Source organism: Chengkuizengella sp. SCS-71B (genome assembly GCF_040100845.1).
GTDB lineage: Bacteria > Bacillota > Bacilli > Paenibacillales > KCTC-33759 > Chengkuizengella.
On record NZ_JAZHSH010000001.1, the window covers coordinates 589309 to 614708 of the forward strand.

At 34.2% G+C, this 25400-nt stretch carries 22 protein-coding genes; 18 read left to right on the plus strand and 4 right to left on the minus strand.

From position 1 onward, the window contains the following. Positions 1-208 precede the first annotated feature (208 nt). The 3 genes from VQL36_RS02935 to VQL36_RS02945 all read left to right on the plus strand — a co-directional run bounded on the left by VQL36_RS02935 (position 209) and on the right by VQL36_RS02945 (position 4594). Positions 209-1726, plus strand: a complete 1518-nt coding sequence (locus tag VQL36_RS02935; protein WP_349247878.1) for a xylose ABC transporter ATP-binding protein — start codon at positions 209-211, stop codon at positions 1724-1726. Position 1727: 1 nt separating this feature from the next. Next, a complete protein-coding gene (locus tag VQL36_RS02940; protein ID WP_349247879.1) occupies positions 1728-2990 on the plus strand; it encodes a sugar ABC transporter permease in 1263 nt (420 codons plus the stop codon). A 743-nt stretch (positions 2991-3733) separates the two neighbouring features. Further along, positions 3734-4594 carry a DMT family transporter gene (locus VQL36_RS02945; RefSeq protein ID WP_349251106.1) on the plus strand — a complete coding sequence of 287 codons (861 nt, stop codon included), beginning with the start codon at positions 3734-3736 and terminating at the stop codon, positions 4592-4594. A 24-nt stretch (positions 4595-4618) separates the two neighbouring features. On the opposite strand, the gene VQL36_RS02950 is transcribed toward VQL36_RS02945, so the two are convergent. Both VQL36_RS02950 and VQL36_RS02955 read right to left on the minus strand, forming a co-directional pair. Next, positions 4619-5542 carry a DMT family transporter gene (locus VQL36_RS02950; RefSeq protein ID WP_349247880.1) on the minus strand — a complete coding sequence of 308 codons (924 nt, stop codon included), beginning with the start codon at positions 5540-5542 and terminating at the stop codon, positions 4619-4621. A 66-nt stretch (positions 5543-5608) separates the two neighbouring features. After that, complete coding sequence (locus VQL36_RS02955) at positions 5609-6886, minus strand: APC family permease (RefSeq protein ID WP_349251107.1); 1278 nt, start codon at positions 6884-6886, stop codon at positions 5609-5611. 272 nt (positions 6887-7158) lie between these two features. Between VQL36_RS02955 and VQL36_RS02960 the strand changes: the two genes are divergently transcribed. From VQL36_RS02960 to tkt, 4 genes are all read left to right on the plus strand, one after another. After that, on the plus strand, positions 7159-8091 hold the full coding sequence (locus VQL36_RS02960) for a LysR family transcriptional regulator (RefSeq protein WP_349247881.1): 933 nt from the start codon (positions 7159-7161) through the stop codon (positions 8089-8091). Between the two features lie 73 nt (positions 8092-8164). Then, positions 8165-9286, plus strand: a complete 1122-nt coding sequence (locus VQL36_RS02965) for a deoxyribonuclease IV (protein ID WP_349247882.1) — start codon at positions 8165-8167, stop codon at positions 9284-9286. 3 nt (positions 9287-9289) lie between these two features. Then, positions 9290-10189, plus strand: a complete 900-nt coding sequence (gene purU / locus VQL36_RS02970; protein ID WP_349247883.1) for a formyltetrahydrofolate deformylase — start codon at positions 9290-9292, stop codon at positions 10187-10189. 209 nt (positions 10190-10398) lie between these two features. Then, positions 10399-12417 (plus strand): transketolase, encoded by a 2019-nt coding sequence (gene tkt, locus VQL36_RS02975; protein ID WP_349247884.1) that lies wholly within the window; start codon positions 10399-10401, stop codon positions 12415-12417. A 357-nt stretch (positions 12418-12774) separates the two neighbouring features. Here the strand turns inward: tkt and VQL36_RS02980 are convergent, their stop codons facing one another. Then, a complete protein-coding gene (locus VQL36_RS02980; RefSeq protein ID WP_349247885.1) occupies positions 12775-13074 on the minus strand; it encodes a hypothetical protein in 300 nt (99 codons plus the stop codon). Positions 13075-13609: 535 nt separating this feature from the next. Between VQL36_RS02980 and VQL36_RS02985 the strand changes: the two genes are divergently transcribed. The 11 genes from VQL36_RS02985 to VQL36_RS03035 all read left to right on the plus strand — a co-directional run bounded on the left by VQL36_RS02985 (position 13610) and on the right by VQL36_RS03035 (position 24098). Continuing rightward, positions 13610-14185, plus strand: a complete 576-nt coding sequence (locus VQL36_RS02985; RefSeq protein WP_349247886.1) for a TetR/AcrR family transcriptional regulator — start codon at positions 13610-13612, stop codon at positions 14183-14185. Between the two features lie 319 nt (positions 14186-14504). Then, positions 14505-14957: a GNAT family N-acetyltransferase gene (locus VQL36_RS02990; RefSeq protein ID WP_349247887.1), complete on the plus strand. Its 453-nt coding sequence runs from the start codon at positions 14505-14507 to the stop codon at positions 14955-14957. Positions 14958-15059: 102 nt separating this feature from the next. After that, a complete protein-coding gene (locus VQL36_RS02995; RefSeq protein ID WP_349247888.1) occupies positions 15060-15935 on the plus strand; it encodes an SDR family oxidoreductase in 876 nt (291 codons plus the stop codon). A gap of 236 nt (positions 15936-16171) precedes the next feature. Then, positions 16172-17314, plus strand: coding sequence for an acyl-CoA dehydrogenase (locus VQL36_RS03000; protein WP_349247889.1), 1143 nt, complete (start codon positions 16172-16174; stop codon positions 17312-17314). Between the two features lie 39 nt (positions 17315-17353). After that, positions 17354-18697 carry an acetyl-CoA carboxylase biotin carboxylase subunit gene (locus VQL36_RS03005; protein ID WP_349247890.1) on the plus strand — a complete coding sequence of 448 codons (1344 nt, stop codon included), beginning with the start codon at positions 17354-17356 and terminating at the stop codon, positions 18695-18697. 30 nt (positions 18698-18727) lie between these two features. Next, a complete protein-coding gene (locus VQL36_RS03010) occupies positions 18728-18940 on the plus strand; it encodes an acetyl-CoA carboxylase biotin carboxyl carrier protein subunit (protein ID WP_349247891.1) in 213 nt (70 codons plus the stop codon). A gap of 60 nt (positions 18941-19000) precedes the next feature. Then, entirely contained in the window at positions 19001-19903 is a 903-nt protein-coding gene (locus VQL36_RS03015; RefSeq protein WP_349247892.1) for a hydroxymethylglutaryl-CoA lyase, read from the plus strand. 28 nt (positions 19904-19931) lie between these two features. Next, positions 19932-20714, plus strand: coding sequence for an enoyl-CoA hydratase (locus tag VQL36_RS03020; protein ID WP_349247893.1), 783 nt, complete (start codon positions 19932-19934; stop codon positions 20712-20714). 57 nt (positions 20715-20771) lie between these two features. Next, complete coding sequence (locus tag VQL36_RS03025; protein WP_349247894.1) at positions 20772-22301, plus strand: acyl-CoA carboxylase subunit beta; 1530 nt, start codon at positions 20772-20774, stop codon at positions 22299-22301. Between the two features lie 280 nt (positions 22302-22581). After that, positions 22582-23535 carry a hypothetical protein gene (locus VQL36_RS03030; protein WP_349247895.1) on the plus strand — a complete coding sequence of 318 codons (954 nt, stop codon included), beginning with the start codon at positions 22582-22584 and terminating at the stop codon, positions 23533-23535. Then, complete coding sequence (locus VQL36_RS03035; protein ID WP_349247896.1) at positions 23532-24098, plus strand: hypothetical protein; 567 nt, start codon at positions 23532-23534, stop codon at positions 24096-24098. The genes VQL36_RS03030 and VQL36_RS03035 overlap by 4 nt, the downstream gene beginning before the upstream one ends. Positions 24099-24116: 18 nt before the next feature. Here VQL36_RS03035 and VQL36_RS03040 read toward each other — a convergent pair whose 3' ends face one another. Continuing rightward, on the minus strand, positions 24117-25283 hold the full coding sequence (locus VQL36_RS03040) for an ROK family transcriptional regulator (RefSeq protein ID WP_349247897.1): 1167 nt from the start codon (positions 25281-25283) through the stop codon (positions 24117-24119). Positions 25284-25400 lie beyond the last annotated feature (117 nt).

Here is a 25400-nt window from a genome sequence, read left to right on the forward strand (position 1 = left end):
TACTCTTTCATTTCCCCCCCTTTTTTAGAGGATAGGAAAGTCTGAATTCTATCCTCAAAAAAAGGCATGAATTCTAATAAAGATTTTCTCAATTACTCCAATACAAGCTTTTTACTCATAGGTCTTGCTCAATAAAGTACATTCCACAATCTTCTAGGTGGAAAACGAAATTTTTTGAACAAGTACTATAGCAGGGGGGAGAACAAAAATGACAATTGCGTTAGAAATGAAACAAATCACCAAAGAATTTCCTGGTGTAAAAGCTTTGGACCAAGTGACATTTAAAGTGAATAAAGGCGAAGTACATGCATTGTGTGGTGAGAACGGTGCGGGTAAATCGACGTTAATGAAAGTACTAAGTGGGTTATATCCTGAGGGAACTTATGAAGGTGAAATACTAGTAGATGGGGATAAAAAAGCTTTTACGAATATTAGAGATGCAGAAGAAGCTGGTATTGCTATTATTTATCAGGAATTAGCATTAGTTAGAGGTATGACCGTAGCAGAAAACTTATTTTTAGGAAATGAACCTCAAAAATTTGGTGTTATTCAATGGGATTATGTCTACAGTGAGACTGAAAAATGGTTAGCTGAAGTAGGATTAGCGGGAATTAAACCAGATCAAATTACTGGAACACTAGGAATTGGTCAGCAGCAATTAATTGAAATAGCAAAGGCGTTATCCAAAAATGCAAAAATATTAATATTAGATGAGCCAACGGCTGCACTTACAGAAAAAGAAGTTGAGATCCTATTAAACATATTAAGAGAGTTTAAAAAGCGCGGAGTAACTTGCATTTATATTTCTCATAAGTTAAATGAAGTTTTTGATATAGCTGATTCCATTACGATATTACGTGACGGGCAAACAGTAGCAACACATGATACTGCTGAAATTGATGAAGATAAGGTGATTTCATTAATGGTTGGACGTGAATTAACAGAAAGGTTCCCACGAGTTGAAGCCAATCCTGGAGATGTTGTGTTATCTGTTAAAAACTATTCAGTGAAAGACCCTGATCAAGTAGGTAAAAATCTGATTGATAACGTGTCCTTTGAAGTAAGGAAGGGCGAAATACTAGGAATCTCTGGTTTGATGGGTGCGGGTCGTACGGAGCTTGTGATGAGTCTATTTGGTACCTATGCTGGTTTAACTAGTGGTGAAGTTGAAATTGATGGTGAGAAAGTCAAGATTAAAAATACTGAACATGCTATTAAAAAGGGGCTTGCGTTAGTTTCAGAAGATCGAAAAAAATATGGTCTGGTACTGGGCATGAGCATCCAAAATAACATTACTTTGCCAAGTTTAAAATGGATTTCACCATATGGTGTGATTAGTGAAAACGAAGAAATCAAACATTCAAAGTTATATCATCAGTCTTTAAAAGTTAAAGCTCCTTCTGTAGAAAGTATTGTTGGAAATTTAAGTGGTGGAAATCAACAGAAGGTTGTCCTTGGTAAATGGTTAATGACAGAACCAAAAGTATTAATTGTAGATGAACCTACACGTGGTATAGATGTTGGTGCTAAGTTCGAAATTTATAACATTATGAATGAACTGATTAAAAAAGGTGTGGCTATTATTATGATCTCATCCGAACTGCCAGAAGTATTAGGAATTAGCCATCGTGTTTTAGTATTAAATGAAGGACAACTAACGGGTGAGTTTGATTACAAAGATGCAACACAAGAGAAAATTATGGTAGCAGCCACGGGAGGTAAGTAAAATGAATACAAATACTACTCAGTCATTGAAAAAGAAACAAAAAATACAATGGGTCAAATTTGATCTTAGAGCCTATACGATGATCGCTGCTTTAGTTTTGATTTGGATATTGTTCACGTTTCTTAGTGGTGGTAGTTTCATAGAGCCAAGAAATTTATCTAATTTATTTAATCAAATGTCAGTTACATCTGTATTAGCAGTCGGAATGGTATTAATCATTGTAGCAGGACATATTGATTTGTCCGTTGGTTCATTAGTAGGTTTAACAGGTGGAGTTGCCGCGATTTTAAATTCAACGTATGATTGGAATGCCGTTGTTGTGTTTATTGTAACCATCGTTTTTGGTGCATTAATTGGATTATGGCAAGGCTGGTGGGTTGCATATCGAGCAGTACCCGCTTTTATTGTAACACTTGGTGGTATGCTCATATTTAGAGGACTATTGTTAGGAATTAGTAATAGTCAGACGATCTCTGGTTTATCTGATGGATTTAAATTAGTAGGTACGGGGTATGTTCCTGATGGTTGGGGACTATTAATCGGGATTTTGGCGATTGGTGTTTTTGCCTTATTATTAGTTCTGAAAAGAGTTTCTCGTAAGAAATTTGGTTTTGATATAGAACCTATGGTGCTAAGTTTATTGAAAATTGTTTTAGTATCTATAATAGTCCTTACTTTTGTACTAGCTATGAATAGTTATAAAGGGATACCTATTCCAATTTTCGTTGTGATTTTCTTAGCAATTATTTTTACATTTATTTCTAAAAATACGGTATATGGAAGACAAATTTATGCGATTGGTGGAAATCCAGAAGCAGCTCGTTTATCGGGAATTAATATTAAAAGAAGAACATTGATGTTATTCGTGTTAGGAAATACATTAGCTGCTATTGCAGGTATTTTATTAACAGCTAGGGTTGGATCTGCAACAGTAAATGCTGGTAATATGTATGAGTTGGATGCAATTGCTGCTGCAGTAATTGGTGGAACTAGTTTACTAGGTGGAGCAGGAACTATTTCAGGTGCGATTATCGGTGCATTAGTTATGGCAAGTCTAGATAACGGCATGAGTATGATGAATGTTGAAACGTTCTGGCAATATATCGTTAAGGGTGGTATTTTGATCCTAGCGGTATGGATGGATATTTATAGCAGACAAAGGAAAAAAAGAGGGAATCGAAAACCTATAAAAATGAAGCAGTTCTTCAGCAGTTTAGGCGGAAGATTTTCACCAAGTTCAAGCAAAAACATAGCCAAAAAGTGAGCGAGGCTGGGACAAAACCCAATTAAAATGAATAAATCGCATGAAATTAATTTAATAATCCTTGATTTCATGCGATTTTATTTATGCGTATTATGCAAAAATCAGTTAGTTTTTAACTTATGTCCCAGCCTCATTCACTCTATTAGTTTGAAACTTTCTGCTACTTTAGCTAATTGGGCGAAGATTAATCATACCTTAGAGAAGTAACTCTAGTGATTTTATCTCATCAAATGAATAAATCATTGCCCATAAGAAATATAGTGTAATACAATAGGAAGAAGAATTTTTTTGAAAATTTCTATTTCAGAATGTGGTCAGAAAGACTCATCCCCTTTTTGAAGCATTGCTGATGAAAAAATGGATTAGCGGGAATTTTTGGTCTTATATAGTCTTTTTTTGATAAATATTTAAAATAGCGGGAATTAATGGACTTATTTTTGTGTTTTTCGCTAATTTTGATGTGATTTTTGATCAATTCCCTGATTTAAGACCATAAAATACCTCTATTTTCTTAATTTTGTAAAATTAATCAATATAAGACCATAAATTCCCTTTATTTATATAAATACAACTTGAGTAGCATAGAGGATGTGGAAAAAATCACTGAAAGAAATGTTTTGGTTCAATGAAATCATTTGATATGAATACAGTTTATATTAAAAGCTGGATTTCACGTCATAAGGTAGGTGTTATGATTGAGTAATAGTTTACAACGTCCTAAAAGATCACTTGCTACGATCAGTATGGGTTTGGCGATGGCTATTTTTGGTTCAATTGGGTTTGTAGCAGTACAAACGAGACTTCAAGCTTTTGAATTAGTTTTTGTTCGTTGTGTTTGTGCTTCATTATTTTTAGGAGCTTTCTGGTTATTATCGGGTAAATTTAAAAATGAAAATTGGAATAAACGAGAAGTAAAACGTGTTTTATTATGTGGATTAATACTTGTATCTAACTGGGTCTTCCTTTTTAAAGCATTTGAAATGATGTCAATTACTGTCGCCATCTCAATCTATTATTTAGCACCTGTTATCGTTTTATTGTTGGGAAGCTTTCTTTATAGAGAAAAGTTAACGTGGATAGCGATCATTTCTATTTTGATATGTTTTATCGGTACGATGTTAATATCCGGCTTAGGAACGGATACTCCGTTTCAACAATTACTTTCATCAGGACTGATCTTACCTTTCTTGGCAGCGATTTTATATGCTCTGTTAACTCTCCTCAGTAAAGGAATTACTCAGTTATCTCCTTATGCAGTGACCGTAATTCAAACATCACTTGGCGCTATCTTGTTATTTCCTTTAGTTAGTTTTGGTGCTTTTTCTGGACTTCAGGTAAATCATTGGATTGCCATTACGATTATTGGTGTCATACATACAGGAGTGGTGTACTTTTTATTTTTTAGAAGTGTAAGATTTCTTCCAACAAGACTTATTTCTGCATTGGTGTTTTTAGATCCTATAGTGGCTATTTTATTAGATACAATGATCATAGGTTTTCGTCCTAGTGTGTTGCAAATTGTTGGTTTACTCCTTACTTTTGGTGGAATGGTTGTTACTTTGGTTCAGACTGAATCCACAAAATCTACTGCTGAAGCAGGTTAGTTCATTTCCAAAAAATCATATTATTTACGACTCCCTGATGTTCTGTTGTTTCAACAACTGAACATCAACTACCTTACTGGATTGTTTTTTAGTTGAAATAAATACACCACTAAGTACTAAAACAAGACCTACAATTAAGCTCCATTTTAATTCTTCATTAAGTAGTGAATATCCCCAAATTATGGCAGTAGCTGGTATAAGATAAGTTACCATCGTGGCAAATTCAGCGCTCCCTTTTTGAACCAAATAATAATAGAGAATGTAGGCAATACCTGATCCGAATACACCTAAACCTATTAACACAGAGATATTTGTCCACGAAACTAAATGGGATATCGATATTGATTCAGTTGAAAGAGCAACACTTCCACTTCCAAGTGAACCAATAAACAAAGTACAAAAAGTAATCTGATACATAGATAATCCTTTGAGTAATCGTTTAGATAATTGAGATCCAAATGCATAACAAAGGGTAGCGGCGATCATACAAACAAATCCAAGCAAATCCACTGAAATAATATGAACAGGATCGATATCAAGTAAAATAATTAGACCGATTAAACCAATTCCGATTCCTAACCATTGCATACGATTGGTAGCTGCACGGAAAAATACAATACCAACAATAATGGTCCACAGTGGGGTTGTCGCATTTAATACAGAGGCCATACTGCTCGATAATCTAGTTTCACTAAATGCAATGAAGGTCCAAGGAATCGCCGTATTGATTGAAGCCATAATCGTTAACGGAATCCAAGGCATTTTTCTAAGTTCAAAAGGTTTTCGCAATATGAGCATAATCAGAACGATGGTAACTAAACCGAAGGAAGATCTTAGAAAAGCAATCGTCCATGGACCAAAGTCTTCCAGTAATATTTTGATAAAATAAAAAGACCCGCCCCAAATGAGGCTCAGTAATATTAGTACAATAAAGAGTATACGGGGCATTTTTATTCCTACTTTCTATATTTTCTAAGTTAAGGTTTAAGAGGTTATCTCTGCAACATGAAGGCGTTATTTAACCATTAAAAGGTTTTCTTCATTATCCTCACATGATTGACTTGCATTAAATTTAATTTGCTTATAAATGAAAATGATTGTAAATATTGCTATAAAAACCAAAATAATAGGTGATGAAAATGATAAAAACACAAACAATACGAATAACATCATGACTATCATCATTTTCACAATTTTTTGATCAAACAATTTAATAGCAGCTAACAAAGTTACAAACACATTGCTAATAAAAAATACATCAGCAATAGCGACAATTTGGGTTATATTGATCAAATCTAAAAAGGCTAACACAAATACAAAGATATGAAAACAGCTTAACGCAATAATTCCCCCTAAAGGTACATTTGTTTTTGTACGATAACTTAACTTTTTAGGTAAGATACCTTCCTCTGCCATACCACGAATTAATCTAGCCGTACCCCCAATAAATAGAATGATTGAAGATAAACATAAACCAGGTGCAATGAAGCCAATAATCAATCCAGTCAAACTTCCAAATATAGGAGTTAAAATACTTGCAACAGTGATTTGTGAAGCACCAGAAATATTAGGAATATCTGACCATTGTATAGAAGCAGCAACCATTAAACATACAATCGAAATGATAAGTGCACTGAAACCAACCGCTTTTGGTATCGTTGAACGCACATTTTTAACATCATTACTGTAATTTCCAATCACTTCCCAGCCTACAATTGTCCAAAACAATAATAACAAACTATATCCAAATGAAGAGATATCAAAACTTGTTGTAAATAGTTCAGTTTTTGGATATTGAATTAAAGAGGTCAATCCTCCCGAAAATAACAATAATGCAGATACAGATGATAAAACAAAAGCGATTTTACCAATAAATGAAACGTTCAGCAGCAATATCAAAATCGTGATCCCCATTAGAAGGAAAGCGATCCATTTTGTTGATAAAAATCCATCAAAATGAATAAATTGAGCAGCTGTCATTAACACAGCGATCGGACCAAAACATACAGCTCCTATTAAAAAGAAGGAGGTTAAATATTTTATATATTTTCCAAACACATCCTCAACGGCTTGCGTTACTCCAGAGTTACCGGGAAATTTCACACTCAAAGAACCAAATAAAAAAGCAAAAAACCAATTAATCAACATGATTGTTATCCACGATAATATGGCATAATCTCCTGCAACCTCAAAGATGATTGGAGGTAAAAGTATAATACCTGATCCTAAGATAGGACCAACGATGAGACCGTTTAATTGTACTGCATTTAATTTTTTATCAACCAGTTTAATCTCCTCCTAACATGCACAACTTTTTAATTCCTCTGATCTTTTTTAATTTAAGTATGATGAAATCATGATGACCCTCCATTTAATCAAATAAAATTGATTTATCAATTTGAGAAAGGTACTATGTTCTTGAATATCATATATCAACAACATGAACGCTCTTTAATTTCTAATGCCATTGAAATCACCTCGTGAAATATACAATACCATAGACACAACTATCAACGTTAGCTATAATTATTGATAGTAACTATCGAAAAAGGTGATGATTATAAATGGATATAGATGTTTATCGTACTTTTATAGAAGTTGTAAAATGGAAAAATTATACGAAAGCTGCAGATCAATTAGGTTATGCTCAATCCAGTGTAACTACACAAATTAAAAAGATTGAAGCGGCTTATGGAGTTCGAATATTTGAGAGAATGGGACGGATGATGCAATTGACACAATCAGGTGAACACTTGTATCAATATGCCTTAAAATTAGTCTCTTTAGAAGATGAAGCAAAAGAACGTCTTACTTCTAAAACAGAATTAAACGGTTCGTTGTCCATTGGAACAGTAGAATCATTTGCGACATTTGAATTAGTGAAATATTTTCAAGAATTTAATATAAAACACCCTCAAATTAAATTATCGATAGAATCTAATATTTGCTCTGAAATGTATTCAAAAGTTTTAGATGGAACCTATGACATAGCTCTGGTAATGGATCAAACCCTACATCATGAGGACTTGAACAAATTGATTATAAGAAAAGAGGAAATGGTGCTAGTTGGATTTAACAATCATCCATTAGCAACAAAGAAAAGAGTTACTGTTAAAGATTTACAAGGAGAGACGGTTATTTGTACAGAAAAAGGATGTACATATCGTACTATGCTGGAACAAGCATTAAAAAGAGAAGGTGTAATTTGTGGTTCATCACTAGAGTTCAATGGGATTGAAGTGATAAAAAGATGTGTCATTTCTGGACTTGGAATCGCCTTATTACCTAAAATCACAGTAGAAAAAGAGTTGGAAGAAGGATCTCTATCTTTGATTCCTTTAGATGAACCTAGTATAGAAGTATATGTTCAACTTGTAGTGCACAAGAAAAAATGGATGTCGCCTGCTTTAAAGGAATTCATTCATTTGTTAAACCCGTCATATTTTGATATTTTGCATGAATTGCGACAAAGGGACAATAAGAGTACAATAAGTTAATAATAGAAATAGTTTAATAAAAAAAGGTTGTTTATAATTTATAATATAAAAATAGATTTAGGAGAAGATAAATATGTTAAAAATTGGATCTCATGTTTCATTTTCTAGTAAAGGATTATTAAATGCAGCAAAGGAAGCAGAAACTTATGGATCATCGACTTTCATGATCTATACGGGAGCTCCTCAAAATACGAGAAGAAAACCGATTGAAGAGCAGTTTATAGTAGAAGGTAAACAATTGATGGAGAAAAACGATATACATGAGATTGTTGTTCATGCCCCTTACATCATAAACTTAGGCTCTTATAAATCCAATACGTATCAACTAGCTGTTGATTTTCTACAGGAAGAAATGAAAAGGACGGATTATTTAGGCGTTAAAAATATCGTACTTCATCCCGGGGCATATACCGATAAAGATGCAGAATACGGAATTTCACGTATCGCCGAAGGATTAAATGAGGTTCTTGAAGGTACAAAAGAAACGAACGTAAATATCGCACTAGAAACGATGGCAGGAAAAGGAACTGAAATTGGGAGAAGCTTTGAAGAACTTGCCTCTATTATAGATAAAGTACAAAGTAATGAACGATTAACAGTATGTTTTGACACATGTCACGTTCATGATGCAGGTTATGACCTTGTAAATGATCTTGATGGGGTTTTAGAGCAGTTTGATAAGATTGTTGGATTAGATCGAATCGCTGTATTACATTTAAACGATAGTAAAAATCCCCGCGGAGCAGGGAAAGATCGCCATGCCCCAGTAGGTTCAGGGTTTATTGGATTTAATGCGATGAACAACATCGTACATCATGAAAAATTAAAACATCTTCCTATGATTTTAGAAACACCATGGATTGGTAAAGATAAAAAATCTCAAAGACCGATGTACGAAGCAGAGATTGCTTTACTTAGAGGAGATTTAGAAGATCGATTTGGTTCTGAGTTTCTTGAAGATGTTGAAAAAATAAATCACTTTTTTAATAAAAATTCTATAAATGAAAGAGAATTTATAATAAACACATGGGAAATGTTAAAAAGTGATGCAAAATTAAGAAAACAAGATCCTCGTGAACCGATGGAAAGATTGTATGATCAAGTAATGGAAGCAGAGTTGCTTTCAGATTTATCTGAAGAGCAAATCAATCAACGTTTAACAGTTAGTTTTGCTAAAGAAGGAGCGTTATCTTAAAACATGAAGCCACTAACACCTAATTCAAATAAATGGTCAGATAAAACAAGTAAAAATAGAGCTCGCATGTTAATCTCATGCCCAGATCAACCTGGTATCGTAGCATCGGTATCTAAGTTTTTGCATCAACATGAAGCAAATATTGTTCAATCTGATCAATACACGATGGATCCTGAGGGTGGAATGTTTTTTATTCGAATTGAATTTGATTTGCCTGATTTAGAGTCCAAGTTAAATGGATTAAAAGAAGGCTTTGCAATGGTTGCAGATGAATTTCAAATGAATTGGAGAATAAATTTAGCACACAAGAAACAAAAGTTAGCTATTTTTGTTTCAAAAGAAGACCATTGTTTACTTGAATTGTTATGGCAATGGCAAGCAGGAGATTTATATGCGGATATTAAGATGGTGGTAAGTAACCACGATGATATGAGGGAGCTAGTAGAATCCTTTGGGATTCCATATTATCATATTCCTGTGACAGCTGACACCAAAGCTGAAGCTGAGGCAAAACAGCTTGAAGTGACTGAAGGAAAAGTAGATACTATTATTTTAGCAAGATATATGCAAATCATCTCACCAAAGCTCCTTCAATTTTATAAAAATAGAATGATTAACATACATCACTCTTTTTTGCCTGCATTTGTAGGTGGAAAGCCTTATACACAGGCTTTTAATAGAGGTGTAAAAATCATTGGGGCTACTGCCCATTATGTGACAGAAGAACTTGACGGAGGGCCGATTATTGAACAAGACGTGCAAAGGGTAAGTCATCGAGATTCCGTAGATGAGCTAAAGCGCATTGGTAGACATATTGAAAGAATTGTTTTAGCAAGAGCTGTTTCTTGGCACGTAGAAGATCGAATTTTAGTTCATGAAAATAAAACGGTTGTGTTTAACTAGCTATTTTTTATTACATTAATAATTTCAATTTTTAAAATTCCTGTAACACACTTTATTGATTTAAAGTAGAAAAGATTATTTTCAAATGTTACAATTAATTTTGTCATCTTAATCAAACAGATAATAACTTATCTCAGACTTAAGCATTTTAAAGAGATAGTTACAAATAATAACAAGCTTATAATAGAAAATGAAACTAGGAGGATTTTATGATGAGTCAAACACCAAATATAGAAACATTAAGTGTAAATACAATTAGAACATTAGCAATCGATGCAATTGAAAAAGCAAATTCAGGTCATCCAGGCATGCCAATGGGAGCGGCACCGATGGCTTATGAATTGTGGGCAAAATTTATGCAGCATAATCCTGATAATCCAAAATGGATCAATCGAGATCGCTTTGTACTATCTGCTGGACATGGATCTATGTTATTGTACAGCTTACTTCATTTAAGCGGATATGATCTTCCAATGGAGGAAATTAAGAACTTCCGTCAGTGGGGGAGTAAAACACCAGGACACCCAGAGTTTGGTCATACAGCAGGTGTTGATGCGACAACGGGTCCACTTGGACAAGGTGTAGCGATGGCAGTGGGTATGGCCATTGCAGAAACTCATCTAGCGGCAACATACAACAAAGATCAATTTAATGTGATTGATCATTTCACTTATGCCATTTGTGGTGACGGAGACTTAATGGAAGGAATCTCTAGTGAAGCGGCTTCCTTAGCAGGACATTTAAAACTAGGAAAGCTCATTATGTTATATGATTCCAACGATATTTCTTTAGATGGAGATCTTGATCTATCTTTCTCTGAAGGTGTGACTGCTCGTTTCGAAGGTCATGGCTGGCAGGTATTACGTGTTGAGGATGGTAATGATTTAGCAGAAATTAATCATGCGATTTCACAAGCGAAAGCGGAGTTAAATAAACCAACCATCATTGAAGTAAAAACAGTGATTGGTTTTGGAAGTCCAAATAAACAAGGTAAAGGTGGTAAGGTTGGTCCACATGGATCTCCATTAGGTTCAGATGAAGTAGTACTTACGAAAGAAGCTTACGGCTGGCCGAATGAACCCGATTTTCATGTGCCTGACGAAGTAAGAGAACATTTTGCTTCACTTAAAAACAATGGTGTAGTAGCGGAAAAAGCATGGAATAACATGTTTGATAAGTACAAACAACAATTCCCACAGCTGGCGCAGCAATTCGAACAGGCAGTAAATAATGAACTTCCTGAAGGTTGGGATGCAGATTTACCTTCCTACACTCCTGAAGACAAAGCCATTGCATCCAGAGTAGCTTCTGGAAATGCTTTAAATGCATTAGCTAACAAAGTACCAACTATATTTGGTGGTTCAGCCGACTTAGAGTCTTCTACAAATACACATATGAAGGATCTGGGAGTATATACGTCAGCAGATTATAGTGGAAGAAATATTTACTTTGGGGTTCGAGAATTTGCGATGGCAGCTGCAATGAATGGAATTTTATTGCATGGAGGAGTTAGACCTTACGGTGGTACCTTCTTTGTATTCTCAGATTACTTGCGTCCTGCTGTTCGTTTAGCAGCATTGATGAACTTACCTGCTATTTATGTGTTAACACATGACAGTATAGCAGTAGGTGAGGATGGTCCTACTCATGAACCTATTGAGCAACTGCCTGCTTTAAGAGTGATCCCTAATTTAACAGTCATTCGTCCAGCAGACGGAAATGAAACAAGTGCGGCTTGGCGTTATGCAGTTGAAAATACGGGTGCTCCAGTGGCATTAGTGTTAACTCGTCAAAATCTTCCTCAATTAGCAGGAACTAAAAGTGCAAATGAAGATTTAACTCGCGGAGCATATGTTGTATCTGATGCAGTAGATGGAAATGCACAGGCACAGATTATAGCTACCGGTTCAGAGGTTGCTTTGGCAGTAGAATCTCAAAAAGTATTAGCGGAACAAGGGATTCATGTACGTGTAATCAGCATGCCTAGCTGGGAGTTATTCGAGAAGCAGGCTCAAGCTTATAAAGATTCTGTAATCTTACCAAATGTAAAAGCTCGTTTAGCAATTGAAATGGCACAACCGCTTGGATGGGAACGTTATACAGGCGATCAGGGTGATATTCTTGGCATAGATATCTTTGGTGCTTCTGCCTCTGGACCAAAAGTAATTGAGGAATATGGCTTCACAGTAGAAAATGTTGTATCAAAAGTGAAAGCATTGTTGAATTAAATTGAATTCAAACTAGTATACGTAAACCAAAACAACAGGCAAACTGGAACTATACATTCTAGCTGCCTGTTTTTTACAACACTATTTAAATTTTATATCTTGAACAATCTAATGTAGTTGCTTGGACTCTTATCTATAGACAATAAAAAAAGAACGCATATCAATCAGCGTTCTTTTTTTATTAGATCGTTTAATAATATAATTTTATTTTCAAATTCTATAATGTTATTTCTGTTATTTTTGACATCTGTATGCAGTAATAAAAGATGTTCAAATAAATAGGCATAGCGAATTTATTATTCATTGATGTTATTTCTATCGACTCTTGATACAATCTCTTCTGTGTTAGGTTTACGCCTATCTATTTCGCCATGGTCCCCCATGTATACAATAATAATGTTCATCTAATAATCCCGAATATGTTACATAATATAGTCCATCTCTCAAATCCCAACTTTTCTTTTGAATGATTCCGCACCACACATCACCATACCAATCTTCTTCACAATAACCAATCTCATATGGCGCATCTATTAAATTTTCGTAAACTTCAATTGTAGAAGTACCGAACGGTCTATCTACTGCTGCGTATGCCGATGTAACGAATACAGATGTCAGAAGCACCATTGTGAATAATGTAACTAATGTTTTTTTCATAAAAATAACCTCCATAATTTTATGTAATTTATAGTAGATAATACACTTTGAACTCATAAATTAAAAACACCATTTATCCTCATATTTCATCAAGACAAAGGATTTATTCCATTTATTTTCCATAATTAATGTATTTCATAATCACCTTGTGGTATTTATCTCCACCTCCTTCAAAGAAGTACACTTTTCATTTTTAATTAACAAAAAATATTAATTGTTTGTCCATCTTGTGGTATTTATTTCACCTCCTTGCCGTTGTTTCTTTTAAGATTCTCATTATTTCCTAATAAAAAAATTTATTGTTGGAAATGGTATGCAATAATGCAATGATGTCATTACATTATTGCATTTAGTGGTGCAAAAAACAAGTATTAATTTCCCTTTTTTTCTAAATTATAGGTTTTATATACAAAAAATTTTGATATTTGAGTTGTATCTATTTGTACTATAAATCTGTCGTTATGTTATATTACATATAGTCACTATATCAAAATTGTTAATATAAATTAAAATGATAAATGCAAGGAGCATGGAGATGAAGAGTACAAAAGAAAAGATATTAAAGGAAAGTATTAAACTTTTTGCAAAGCATGGTTACGAATTAACAACGATAAGAATGATTGCTTTAAATATGGGTATTAATGAAGTAACGGTTTATCGCAACTTCGGATCCAAAGAAAAAATTCTTGAAGCAGCCTTAAGTAATATAATAACCATACAGTCTGAGATTGGTAATTTTTATAAAAATGAAGTGATCTTTGATTTGGAAAAAGATATACTTAATATTATAAAAATGATTTTAAACACAAATGAAGATAACTATTACTTTATGAAATTTTATATGAGACCAGAATCATTCCAATTTATACCGAATAGAGTGTTAGATGATTCATTTTATGATTATTTAATAAAAATGAAAGAAATGGAAAAAATTGTTGATTTTGATCTTGATTCATTATCTGTAATTTTTTTCTCGATCTTCCAACCAGTATTTGATTTAAAAGAAAATAAGATAGAAGGAGATTTAAATTTACCAAGTAGGGATAAATACCTTGAAACAGTTATGAATTTATTAATAAGAGGGCTAGCACCTATGGGGGATTTACATTAAAAGGAAATACTTCTTATAAGACTTTAACTAAAGAAACAAAGTGTGTTTTAAAATATAAACATGCTTTTTTTGTATTTCAATTAGACCCAGTTAAATATTTGTAATAATGATGGGTTGACTTTAAAGTTCACTATATATTTCTTTTTCACTTTATTATATAGTAGAAATTAATTCTTGCAGGTAACACAACAAATAGATTAACAAACCCATTGGTTATGTAAGATTAAACGTTATTAAACAAATGGATGGATGATACTAACTATATTGAATGGTTACAATTTGGTTCACTGACCACATTTAGAAATCAGGTGAATATACATTGATAAAAGAAATAGATATTACAAATAAAGACATGGCAGAGCAAGTGTTAAAAGTGCAAATCCCCTCTTATAAGGTTGAAGCTGATATGATCAATTTTTATGATATTCCACCTTTAAAAGATTCTATTGCTTCGTTACAAAGAAGTGAAGAGATTTATTATGGATATTATGTTGGCAATGAGTTAGCTGGAGTCATATCATATGAAATTGAAGCTTCAGTCCTTACAATATGCCGCATGAATGTCCATCCTGATTACTTTCGTAAAGGTATTGCATCTGCATTAATAACTTATCTTATTGATTTAAATTTAGATGTGAAAAAAGTGATTGTTTCTACAGGCCGGGATAATAATCCTGCCAAAAAACTATATCTAAAACATGGCTTTACTGAAGTGGCAGACATAGAAGTAGTGAAGGATGTTTTTATAACAAAACTTCAAAGAATAATTTGAACCCAGTATGCTTTTTTCCTGTAACAAATTCATGAATTACGACAGTTAGTGACATATTAGTCTTGTATACTTTTAGTGTATACAGGAAAGGGTGGGTTTGAATTGAGACCATTAAGCGGTAAAGTTGTAGTAGTAGCAGGTGCTACTCGTGGAGCGGGACGTGGGATTGCAAGAATGTTGGGTGAATCAGGTGCTACGGTATATGTAACCGGTAGAAGTACAAGAGGAAATTTATCTTCTATGGGGAGAAAGGAAACGATTGAAGAAACTGCTGAGCTTGTAACTGAAGCAGGTGGTTTAGGAATTCCTTTTCGTGTAGATCATACGGTTGATAAAGATATTGTAGCTTTGTTCGATAAAGTAAAAAAAGATCAGAATGGGCAGTTAGATATATTAGTGAATGATGTATGGGGTGGAGACCCTCTTACGGAATGGGAGATTCCATTTTGGGAACACAATTTGGAAAATGGATTACTTATGCAGGAAAGAGCAGTACACTCACATATTAAAACAAGTTACTATGGAGCTCCGCTTATGGTAAAAAACAAAAAAGGTCTTATTATCGAAATAACGGACGGCACTAGTTATGATTATAGAGGTAATTTATTTTATAGTTTAGCTAAAATATCGGCGATTCACTTAGCTACATCTATGGCTGCTGAATTAAAAGCAGATCATATAACATCCATTGCATTGACTCCAGGATTTTTGCGTTCAGAGGCTATGTTGGATTTGTTTGAGGTAACAGAGGAAAATTGGCAAGAAGGTGCAAAGAAAGACCCGCACTTTATTGCTTCAGAAACCCCATTTTTTGTAGGAAGAGCTGTTGCAGCTTTAGCAAGTGATCCAAATGTACATGAGAAAAATGGAAAATCGCTAAGTTCTTGGGAGATTTCAAGGGAGTATGGCTTTAAAGATATCGATGGAACACAACCTGACTGGGGTAAATATTATGAAGAAAATGTTCTAAATAAGTGAATAAAGTATATCCCACTGAAAGTTTGTTAAACTTATCAGGTTTATACAATCAGAGTTTTATAAAAAAACATCTCTTAGTCCCTCTTTTATAAAAAGGAGGATAAAGAGATGTTTTTGTTTGAAATATTCGAAATATTAAAAATAACTCTATGTATATTTAACATTTTTTATTATAATCAATATTGTATGTATAAATTTCCTAAAATTCGTTTCACATGACAGGAGTGAGCAAAAAAATGGATTTTGATTTAACAAAAGAGCAATTGATGATTAAAGAGATGGTTAGGAAGTTCGCTGAGAATGAAATTGCACCCAAAGCTGAACATGTTGATAAGACTGGTGAATTTCCAATTGATACATTTAAAAAAATGGGTGAATTAGGGTTATTAGGTATCCCTTTTTCAGAAGAATATGGTGGATCTGGTGGAGATACAATATCCTATGCGATAGCAGTAGAAGAAATAGGCCGAGCTTGTGGGAGTACTGGCTTAAGTTATGCTGCTGCAATTTCTCTAGGGGCAGCACCAATATATTATTTTGGAACGGAAGAACAAAAACAAAAGTTTTTAATTCCCTTAGCATCAGGGGAGGCTTTAGGAGCCTTTGGATTAACTGAACCTAATGCAGGTTCTGACGCAGGAGGTACTAAAACGAAAGCGGTTTTAGATGGTGATGAATATGTAATTAATGGAGAGAAAACCTTTATTACGAATGCTGGCTTTGCTAAGACCGTAATTGTAACCGCTGTCACGGGAAAAGATGATAGGGGTAAAAACATCATTTCCGCACTTATTGTTCCTACAGGTATACCTGGTTTTCATATTACTAACAACTACGACAAGATGGGAGTTAGAGGTTCTAATACTTCACAATTAGTTTTTGAAAATGTAAGAGTACCGAAAGAGAATATACTTGGTGATCCTAATAAAGGATTTAAACAATTTCTTTATACTTTAGATGGTGGTCGCATTTCCATCGCAGCTTTAGCACTTGGAATCGCTCAGGCTGCTTATGATGCCGCCTTTGAATATGCAAAGGAAAGAAAACAATTTGGAACAAGTATCTCCAAATTTCAATCGATTCAGTTTAAGTTTGCTGATATGGCTATGGAGCTTGAATTAGCACGAAACATGATATATAAAGCGGCATGGTTAAAGGATAATGATCGTCCATTTGCTAAAGAAGCTGCAATAGCAAAATTATTTGCCTCAGAAGCATCTTCAAGAATTACGAATCAAGCCATACAAATACATGGTGGTTATGGTTATATGAGAGAATATGCGGTTGAAAGATATTTACGAGATGCAAAATTAACAGAAATCGGTGAAGGAACTTCTGAGATTCAGAGACTAGTACTATCTAGACAATTAGGACTGTAAAAAGTAGATTTAATCGCATAAGGATGGTGAGTAATACAGATGTTTAAGAAAATTCTTATAGCTAACCGTGGAGAAATTGCACTTCGTATCCTACGTACTTGTAAGTTAATGGATATTCAGACAGTTGCGATTTATTCAGAAGCAGATAAAGATTCTCCACATGTAAAAAAAGCAGATCAAGCTTTTCTTGTTGGAGGAGCAAGAGTTAACGAAAGTTATTTAAATATAGATAAAATTGTTGAGATTGCAAAGGAAACAGGTACTGAAGCCATTCATCCTGGATATGGCCTTTTATCAGAAAATGCAACTTTTGCACATAAATGTGAAGAGGCGGGAATTACATTTATCGGTCCATCACCTGAAGTGATCACTCGTATGGGAAGTAAGATAGAATCTCGTAAAGCAATGGAGGAAGTAGGTATACCCGTAGTACCAGGAATTACTCATCCATTATCTGATGCTGATGAAGCAGTTAAAATTGCGAGTAGTATGGGTTATCCCGTCATGTTAAAAGCTTCTGCTGGTGGCGGTGGTATAGGAATGCAAATTGCTCACAATAGTGAAGAGCTTCAAAAAGCTTTTGCAGGCAATCAAAAACGTGCAACTGACTTTTTTGGAGATGGAGCAATGTATGTTGAAAAATATATTGAAAATCCAAGACATGTTGAGATCCAGATTCTTGCTGATAAATCAGGCAATACAATTTACTTATGGGAACGTGAGTGTTCAATCCAACGTCGTCATCAGAAAGTTGTAGAAGAAGCTCCTTCCGTTATTTTAGATGAAGAAACTCGTTCTAAAATGGGTGCTGCAGCTGTAAAAGCGGCAAAGTCAATTGGATATAGTAATGCTGGAACTATTGAATTTTTAGTAGATTCCAATAAGAATTTTTACTTCTTAGAGATGAACACACGTTTACAAGTTGAACATCCGGTTACAGAAGAGATAACAGGTATTGACTTAGTTGAACAGCAGATTAGGATCGCTGCTGATGAAGTTTTAAAATATACACAATCAGATATCAAACGTGATGGACACTCCATAGAAGTTCGTATTTATGCCGAAGACCCGAAGACATTTTTTCCTTCACCTGGGAAGATTACAAAGTTATCATTACCTGAAGGATCAGAAGTGCGTCATGAATTAGCGATCGAGGAACAATCCGTTGTTACCCCTTTTTATGATCCAATGATTGGTAAGCTAATTGTTAAGGGAAAGAATCGTGAGGAGGCGATTATTCATCTTGAAAATGCTTTATCTAAATATGAAATAGAAGGTATTAAAACGAATATACCGATGCTGCGAGAAGTAATAGCTCATCAAGCTTACAAAGATGGAGACACAACAACAAATTTTGTTTCTAAGTATCTTCAAAATAAATAAGTTTAATATATAAATTAAAGGGGAATTAAAATGAGCAAACTTATATCAAATATGGCAGGAAGTGTATGGAAAATAGTAGTTAAACCAGGAGACATAGTAGAACAGGGCCAGGATTTAATTATCTTAGAATCTATGAAAATGGAAATTTCATTAACAGCTGAATCAAGTGGAGTAGTAAAAGAAATTAAAGTCAATGAAGGTGACTTTGTTAATGAAGGGGATGTTTTAGTAGAGTTAGAATAGCCATTTTGTGCTAAAAACTGAACTTTTTAATGGGCATATGAGGTTTAGGAGGAGGCTAGTATGGTGAAATGGCCGGAAAAGGTTACATTAAAAGAAGTTGGACCTCGTGATGGATTACAAAATGAAAAGGCGTTTATAACAACAGAAGATAAAATCAATTGGATTAATCAATTATCATTAACAGGGCTTAAATATATTGAGATCAGTTCTTTTGTTAATCCTAAATGGATTCCTGCTCTAGCAGATGCTTTAGAGGTAGCTAAGGGCATCCACCGTGTTGAAGGAGTTACTTATGCCGCACTTGTTCCTAATCAAAAGGGACTTGAGCGTGCTTTAGAAGCAAACATTGATGAAGCTGCTATATTTATGTCAGCAAGTGAGACCCATAATCAAAAAAATATCAATAAATCTATGCAAGATACGTTTCCTGTTTTAAGAGAGGTAGTACAAGATTCACTTTCTGCTGGAAAAACGGTCAGAGGTTATGTATCTACAGTGTTTGGATGCCCGTACGAGGGTAGTGTAGATGTTAATTCAGTCTTGAGAGTTTCAGAGACTTTGTTTGATATGGGAATTAGTGAACTCTCTCTTGGTGATACAATAGGTGTGGCTAATCCTAAACAAGTTCAGGAGCTCTTAGAATTGTTGCTCCAACGATTCCCTTCAGAAAAATTAGCAATGCATTTTCACGATACACGTGGAACGGCTTTGGCTAATATTCTAGCTTCTTTAGAAATGGGGATAACGAACTATGATGGTGCAGTTGGTGGACTTGGAGGGTGTCCTTATGCTCCAGGTGCATCAGGAAATTTAGCTACTGACGATTTAGTTTATATGCTTGCTGGAATGGATATTGAAACTGGGGTAGATCAAGAAAAACTGTTTTTAGCTGCTAAATTTATTCAAGAAAAACTAGATCGCATGTTACCAAGCCATAATCTACAAGCAAGATTGGCAATATGATAATCTGTGATTGATCAGGAGGATAAACATGGATAGACAAGTAGTGATCTCAAAGTCACAAGAGGGAATTGCAACTATTAAGTTAGATCGCCAAGCAGCAGCAAATTCATTGTCTCTTCAGATGTTAAATGAACTTCAAGAAGTAATGATGGATATAAAATATGATAGATCTGTTCGATGTGTCATTATAACGGGTGCAGGTGAAAAGATATTTTGTGCTGGTGCTGATCTTAAAGAACGTGCAACTATGGACCCTGTACAAGTTCGTAAAACGGTCGCATTAATAAGAAAAAATATGAATGATTTAGAAGAGTTACCTCAACCTGTTATTGCTGCTGTTAATGGCGTCGCTCTTGGGGGAGGTACCGAACTAGCCTTAGCATGTGATATTCGAATAGCATCAGAGAATGCAAAATTTGGGTTAACAGAAACCGCTCTAGGAATTATTCCAGGAGCAGGTGGAACACAGCGCTTACCTCGATTGATCGGAAAAGGACGAGCGAAAGAGCTTATTTTTACGGCTAGAAAAGTGGATTCAATAGAAGCTGAGAAGATAGGTTTAGTAGAGTATGTAGTTCCGCCAGAGCATTTAATGGATAGAGCAAATGAAGTAGCAATGGAGATCGTAAAAAATGGACCAGTAGCATTAACTCAAGCTAAAAGAGCAATAGACAAAGGTTACGATGTTGAATTAAGTACTGCTTTAGCCATTGAGCAGAACGCTTATGAAATTACGATTCCTACAAAAGACAGATTAGAAGGTCTTCAAGCATTTAAGGAAAAAAGAAAGCCTGTATATAAAGGTGAGTAAATCGACTTATAAAAATTTATCTAGCTATGGAAAAAGAAGCACAGGGAGGTAGGAAAGATGTCATTAGAAGAGAAGTTGCAAGAACGAGTTGAACAAATACAAAAAGGTGGAGCGAGCAAATATCATGAGAAAAATGCTAAACAAGGGAAACTATTTGTTCGTCATCGTTTAGAATTATTATTTGATGATGGTATAGAGCTAGAAGATGCTTTGTTTGCGAATAATATGGCAAATGATTTACCAGCGGACGGAGTTGTCACTGCTGTAGGGAAAATTCATGGTCAAGTCGTTTGTGTTATGGCTAACGACTCTACTGTCAAAGCTGGTTCATGGGGTGCTAGAACGGTAGAGAAGATACTAAGAATACAAGAAACAGCTGAAAAACTACAAGTACCGCTTATCTATTTGGTGGATTCAGCAGGTGCTAGAATTACTGATCAGGTGGAAATGTTTCCAGGACGTCGTGGAGCAGGGAGGATTTTTTATAATCAAGTAAAATTATCAGGGAAGATCCCTCAGATCTGTATCATGTTTGGCCCATCAGCTGCTGGTGGTGCGTATATTCCAGCTTTTTGTGACATTGTCATCATGGTGGAAGGTAATGCTTCTATGTATTTAGGATCTCCTAGAATGGCAGAAATGGTTATTGGTGAAAAAACAACATTAGAAGAAATGGGTGGAGCTAGAATGCACTGCTCTGTCTCTGGTGTTGGAGATATACTTGCTAAATCTGAAGAAGAGGCAATCAGTTTAACTAGGGATTATATTACATACTTTCCCGCAAATTATTCAGATAAGCCATCCGTTAAAGAAGCGATTTCACCAAAGCAATTTGAAAAATCACTTGAAGAAATTATTCCTAAAAACCAGAATGTTCCTTTTAATATGTATGAGCTCATTAATAGAATTATTGATGAGGACAGTTTCTTTGAAATTAAAAAATTATTCGCCTCTGAATTAATTACTGGGTTTGCTCGAATGAATGGGCAAACTATTGCCATCATTGCAAATCAACCGAGTGTAAAAGGTGGGGTTCTATTTCACGACTCTTCTGATAAAGCAGCAAAATTTATTACATTAGCTGATGCTTTCAATATACCACTTTTATTCCTAGCAGATGTACCAGGATTTATGATTGGTACGAAAGTTGAACGAGCAGGAATTATTCGACATGGTGCCAAATTGATTGCTGCAATGTCTGAAGCAACCGTTCCAAAGATATCGATCATTGTTAGAAAAGCGTATGGAGCTGGTCTATATGCAATGGCTGGACCCTCTTTCGAACCTGATTGTTGTCTTGCACTTCCAACTGCTCAGATTGCTGTAATGGGACCTGAAGCAGCTGTAAATGCCGTGTATGCAAACAAAATAGCTGAATTGCCAGAGGAAGAAAGAGCTGCTTTTATAGAGAAAAAGCGCGAAGAATATCGTGAAGATATAGACATATATAGATTAGCATCGGAAATGATTATAGATGGTATTGTTCCTGCAAATTCATTACGTGATGAGTTAGTAAGTCGATTTGAAACCTATATGTCAAAATATATGGTGTTCACTAATCGTAAACATCCGGTGTACCCTGTATAGGAAAGTGATATTATAGGGGATTGTATATCTAGTAGTAACTAATTTTGTGACTTAAGGAGCTATCCTATATAAGAAAAAATATTATGTTTATTTAATTAATAGTTTGAGTTAAGCCATCAAGGGTCATCCATGATGGCTTAACTCGTTTATCTGAGAATGTTCTTTATAAATAGAAACTTTATTTGTAGTGAAAAGTATTAATATACTAGATAAAAAAATGGGAATGATTTTACAAACATATAGAATATTAAAATATACTGGTTTAGTGGGGGAAACAATTTTGAAAAAGAGTATTTTTGGGATAGGTATTGCAATTTGCCTTCTAAGTTTCATAGGTAATTATTTGTTTTTTCAATCAGAACAACTTAAAGAACCTATTTTTTTAAATCACTACTATGACTTTGAGAATTATAATGACAATGATATCAACCTAACATTTTATTATTTAACTAATAAACAAGATACTTTTAGAATCAAAAATGCTTTGATTAATGGTATTGAAGTATATCCAGTTTCATATGGTGGTTTTTCAATGTGGTCTAACAATACACAACAGTATGAACAAGAGTTTAGACATCATTATTTAAAGTCTGTAACTTTCTCAATACCTTATAACTCCATATCATCTTCTGAAAATTTAGAAGAAATATGGTCGATTGAAAACATGATTGTATCCTTTTATGATCACCCAGATATCAATGCGGAGATAGGTAAAGTAAACATTTACACTAAACAATCGGAAAACAGTATATTAAAAACTCAAGCTGTTGGAAGTAGCAACCAGCATAGAGATTTTGTTATTTTGACGGCATTACAGTCGGTGAATATAGGTAACATCTCTGTTCCTTTTGAAGAAAAACTTAAAGATGAAGTAGAGATTAAGATAGATCTAAATCAAGAAAAATTGAAGCAATTAGAAGGTATCAAATCAGGGGGAGATACTCCTGCTTGGTTTGATAATGAAAGAAAAAAAGATGATTGGAATGAATTAGATGGTGTATCTACAAAAGAGCAGATGTTTCCTTTAAATATAAATAAGGGAGATTGGTTGCAACTGCAAATGGCTTTCAATCCGAATCATAAAAGTTATTTTCAATTCGGAATTCGCATTGAAGGTGATACAGAAAATGGGGAACCTTTTGTAGAACGAGTACTTATTAACGATTCTCCACATTTAAGTCAAAAGAATATTAATGAAATTATAGAAGCAAAGCAAGGAGAGGTATCAAAATGAGCCAAGCATTTAACAAAATATTCTGGGGAGTTTTATTCACTTTTATTGATATCCATATCATTATTATAGATATCTTTCCTGACACACTAGGATATTATTTTATATATGCAGGTGTAAAATTGTTACCTGTGTATGTTCCGTCTAGTCAAAAAGTTAAAAATGTAGCCATTCTACTAAGTATTGTGACTCTTCCTACGATGTTTTATCAAAATGTTGTGATCAATACCTTAGGTCAAATCCCGATTTTATTTGAATGGTCAATCTATTACATGTTTCTAGAGCTGGTAAACTTAATTTTAGTTTATTATACTTTTCAGTTGATGATGGACATAGTAAGCAAATGGGGGTTAGAAGCATTAGTTAGAAGAACATCTAAGACATTTACTATTTATGTATCAGTGACTCTAATATTGATTCTTTTTCAAACATTCATGATGAATATGACAAGAGACTTTTTATTCATGTATATCATCATCGCATCTATAGTTGGCATCATTATGGAGATCGCTCTATTAATCTTGTTGCGAAAATATAGAAGCGTTAAAATTGTAGAATTAGTCTAATAACTGGATGGTGGTGGATTAAATTAGTTCCTCATGTTCTGCAAAGAAACTAGAAATTACTAATGAAGCTGCGCCTAATGCTGCAGATTTTGTCCCAATATCTGAGAAGATGATTTCTGTGTTTTTTAAATGGTATGTTAGAGTTCTTTTCTCTACAGTGGATAGTGTAGTACACTTTATCCACGGCTCAGCAGTGCTTAACCGACCTCCAATAATGATTAACTCGGGATTAAAAGTATTTATAATATTAGAAACTCCAATGCCTAAATAATCCCCTACTTTTTTAAATTTTTCAATTACTTGTTGATCTCCTTGAGAAGCTAGCTGAACATATTGTTCGAGTTTATGCTCATCATGAGATAAAGATTGATTCTGATTTAATAGAGCTTTTTCCGAAGCATATAATTCCCAACAACCCGTATTACCACAACTACATTGTTCACCGCTTGCTTCAATCGTCATATGACCTAGTTCACCTGCATAACCTGAGTAACCACGATAAATCTCATTATTTAATATCATCCCAGTTCCAATGCCGATCCCAGCACTAATATATATTAAGTTTTTTATGTTTTTACCTTTTCCATACTCTTTTTCGCCTAATGCACCTGCATTGGCTTCGTTATCAATGACGATGGGTACTTTAAACTCTTCAAATAAAATTTGCTTAAGCCTAACATCCTTCCATCCTAAATTTGGAGCATGTAGAATGGTCCCTTCATCATTTACGATCCCTGGTACACCGATGCCAATTCCTATAATTCCATAAGGACTTTTTGGGGTTTTTTGAATTAAATTACGAATGCTTTCAATTAGAATAGATATAACTTCATCTGTTGAAAGTGAATGAAGAGAGCTTTTTTGTTGAAGAATGATGTTTCCAGATAAATCTGTAATCATAGATAATATATAATTTACACCTAGGTCAACTCCAATTGCATAACCTGCTTGTTTATTAAATAATAACATCACTGGTTTTCTGCCACCGCTGGATTTTCCAGGCCCTGCTTCATATACTAAATGGTTTTCTAGTAGTTCATTAACAAGTGTGGAAACAGTACCTTTATTTAATCCTGTTTTTTCAGAAATCCCAGCCCTTGAAATCATTTCATGATTGACAACTTCATCTAAAACAATAGTTTTGTTCATTTTCTTAATTAAATTTTGATCGCCTGTAATCTTCATAAAACACCTCAAAGTTAAATATTTATTAATATTAACATGAAATGGAAGAAAAATATACAACTTTGTTTATTCAATATACAAAGTAACAACTTAATGGTAAAATAATATAAACTAAGT

Excerpts from the sequence above, each read along its gene's own strand:
- VQL36_RS03020 (WP_349247893.1), top strand. The coding sequence starts at position 19,932 with ATGGATAGACAAGTAGTGATCTCAAAGTCACAAGAGGGAATTGCAACT.
- VQL36_RS02980 (WP_349247885.1), bottom strand. The coding sequence starts at position 13,074 with ATGAAAAAAACATTAGTTACATTATTCACAATGGTGCTTCTGACATCT.
- purU (WP_349247883.1), top strand. The coding sequence starts at position 9,290 with ATGAAGCCACTAACACCTAATTCAAATAAATGGTCAGATAAAACAAGT.
- VQL36_RS02935 (WP_349247878.1), top strand. The coding sequence starts at position 209 with ATGACAATTGCGTTAGAAATGAAACAAATCACCAAAGAATTTCCTGGT.
- VQL36_RS02945 (WP_349251106.1), top strand. The coding sequence starts at position 3,734 with ATGGGTTTGGCGATGGCTATTTTTGGTTCAATTGGGTTTGTAGCAGTA.
- VQL36_RS02985 (WP_349247886.1), top strand. The coding sequence starts at position 13,610 with ATGAAGAGTACAAAAGAAAAGATATTAAAGGAAAGTATTAAACTTTTT.
- VQL36_RS03015 (WP_349247892.1), top strand. The coding sequence starts at position 19,001 with ATGGTGAAATGGCCGGAAAAGGTTACATTAAAAGAAGTTGGACCTCGT.
- VQL36_RS02960 (WP_349247881.1), top strand. The coding sequence starts at position 7,159 with ATGGATATAGATGTTTATCGTACTTTTATAGAAGTTGTAAAATGGAAA.
- VQL36_RS02940 (WP_349247879.1), top strand. The coding sequence starts at position 1,728 with ATGAATACAAATACTACTCAGTCATTGAAAAAGAAACAAAAAATACAA.
- VQL36_RS03005 (WP_349247890.1), top strand. The coding sequence starts at position 17,354 with ATGTTTAAGAAAATTCTTATAGCTAACCGTGGAGAAATTGCACTTCGT.
- VQL36_RS03010 (WP_349247891.1), top strand. The coding sequence starts at position 18,728 with ATGAGCAAACTTATATCAAATATGGCAGGAAGTGTATGGAAAATAGTA.
- VQL36_RS02950 (WP_349247880.1), bottom strand. The coding sequence starts at position 5,542 with ATGCCCCGTATACTCTTTATTGTACTAATATTACTGAGCCTCATTTGG.
- VQL36_RS03000 (WP_349247889.1), top strand. The coding sequence starts at position 16,172 with ATGGATTTTGATTTAACAAAAGAGCAATTGATGATTAAAGAGATGGTT.
- VQL36_RS02965 (WP_349247882.1), top strand. The coding sequence starts at position 8,165 with ATGTTAAAAATTGGATCTCATGTTTCATTTTCTAGTAAAGGATTATTA.
- VQL36_RS03040 (WP_349247897.1), bottom strand. The coding sequence starts at position 25,283 with ATGAAGATTACAGGCGATCAAAATTTAATTAAGAAAATGAACAAAACT.
- VQL36_RS03035 (WP_349247896.1), top strand. The coding sequence starts at position 23,532 with ATGAGCCAAGCATTTAACAAAATATTCTGGGGAGTTTTATTCACTTTT.
- tkt (WP_349247884.1), top strand. The coding sequence starts at position 10,399 with ATGATGAGTCAAACACCAAATATAGAAACATTAAGTGTAAATACAATT.
- VQL36_RS03025 (WP_349247894.1), top strand. The coding sequence starts at position 20,772 with ATGTCATTAGAAGAGAAGTTGCAAGAACGAGTTGAACAAATACAAAAA.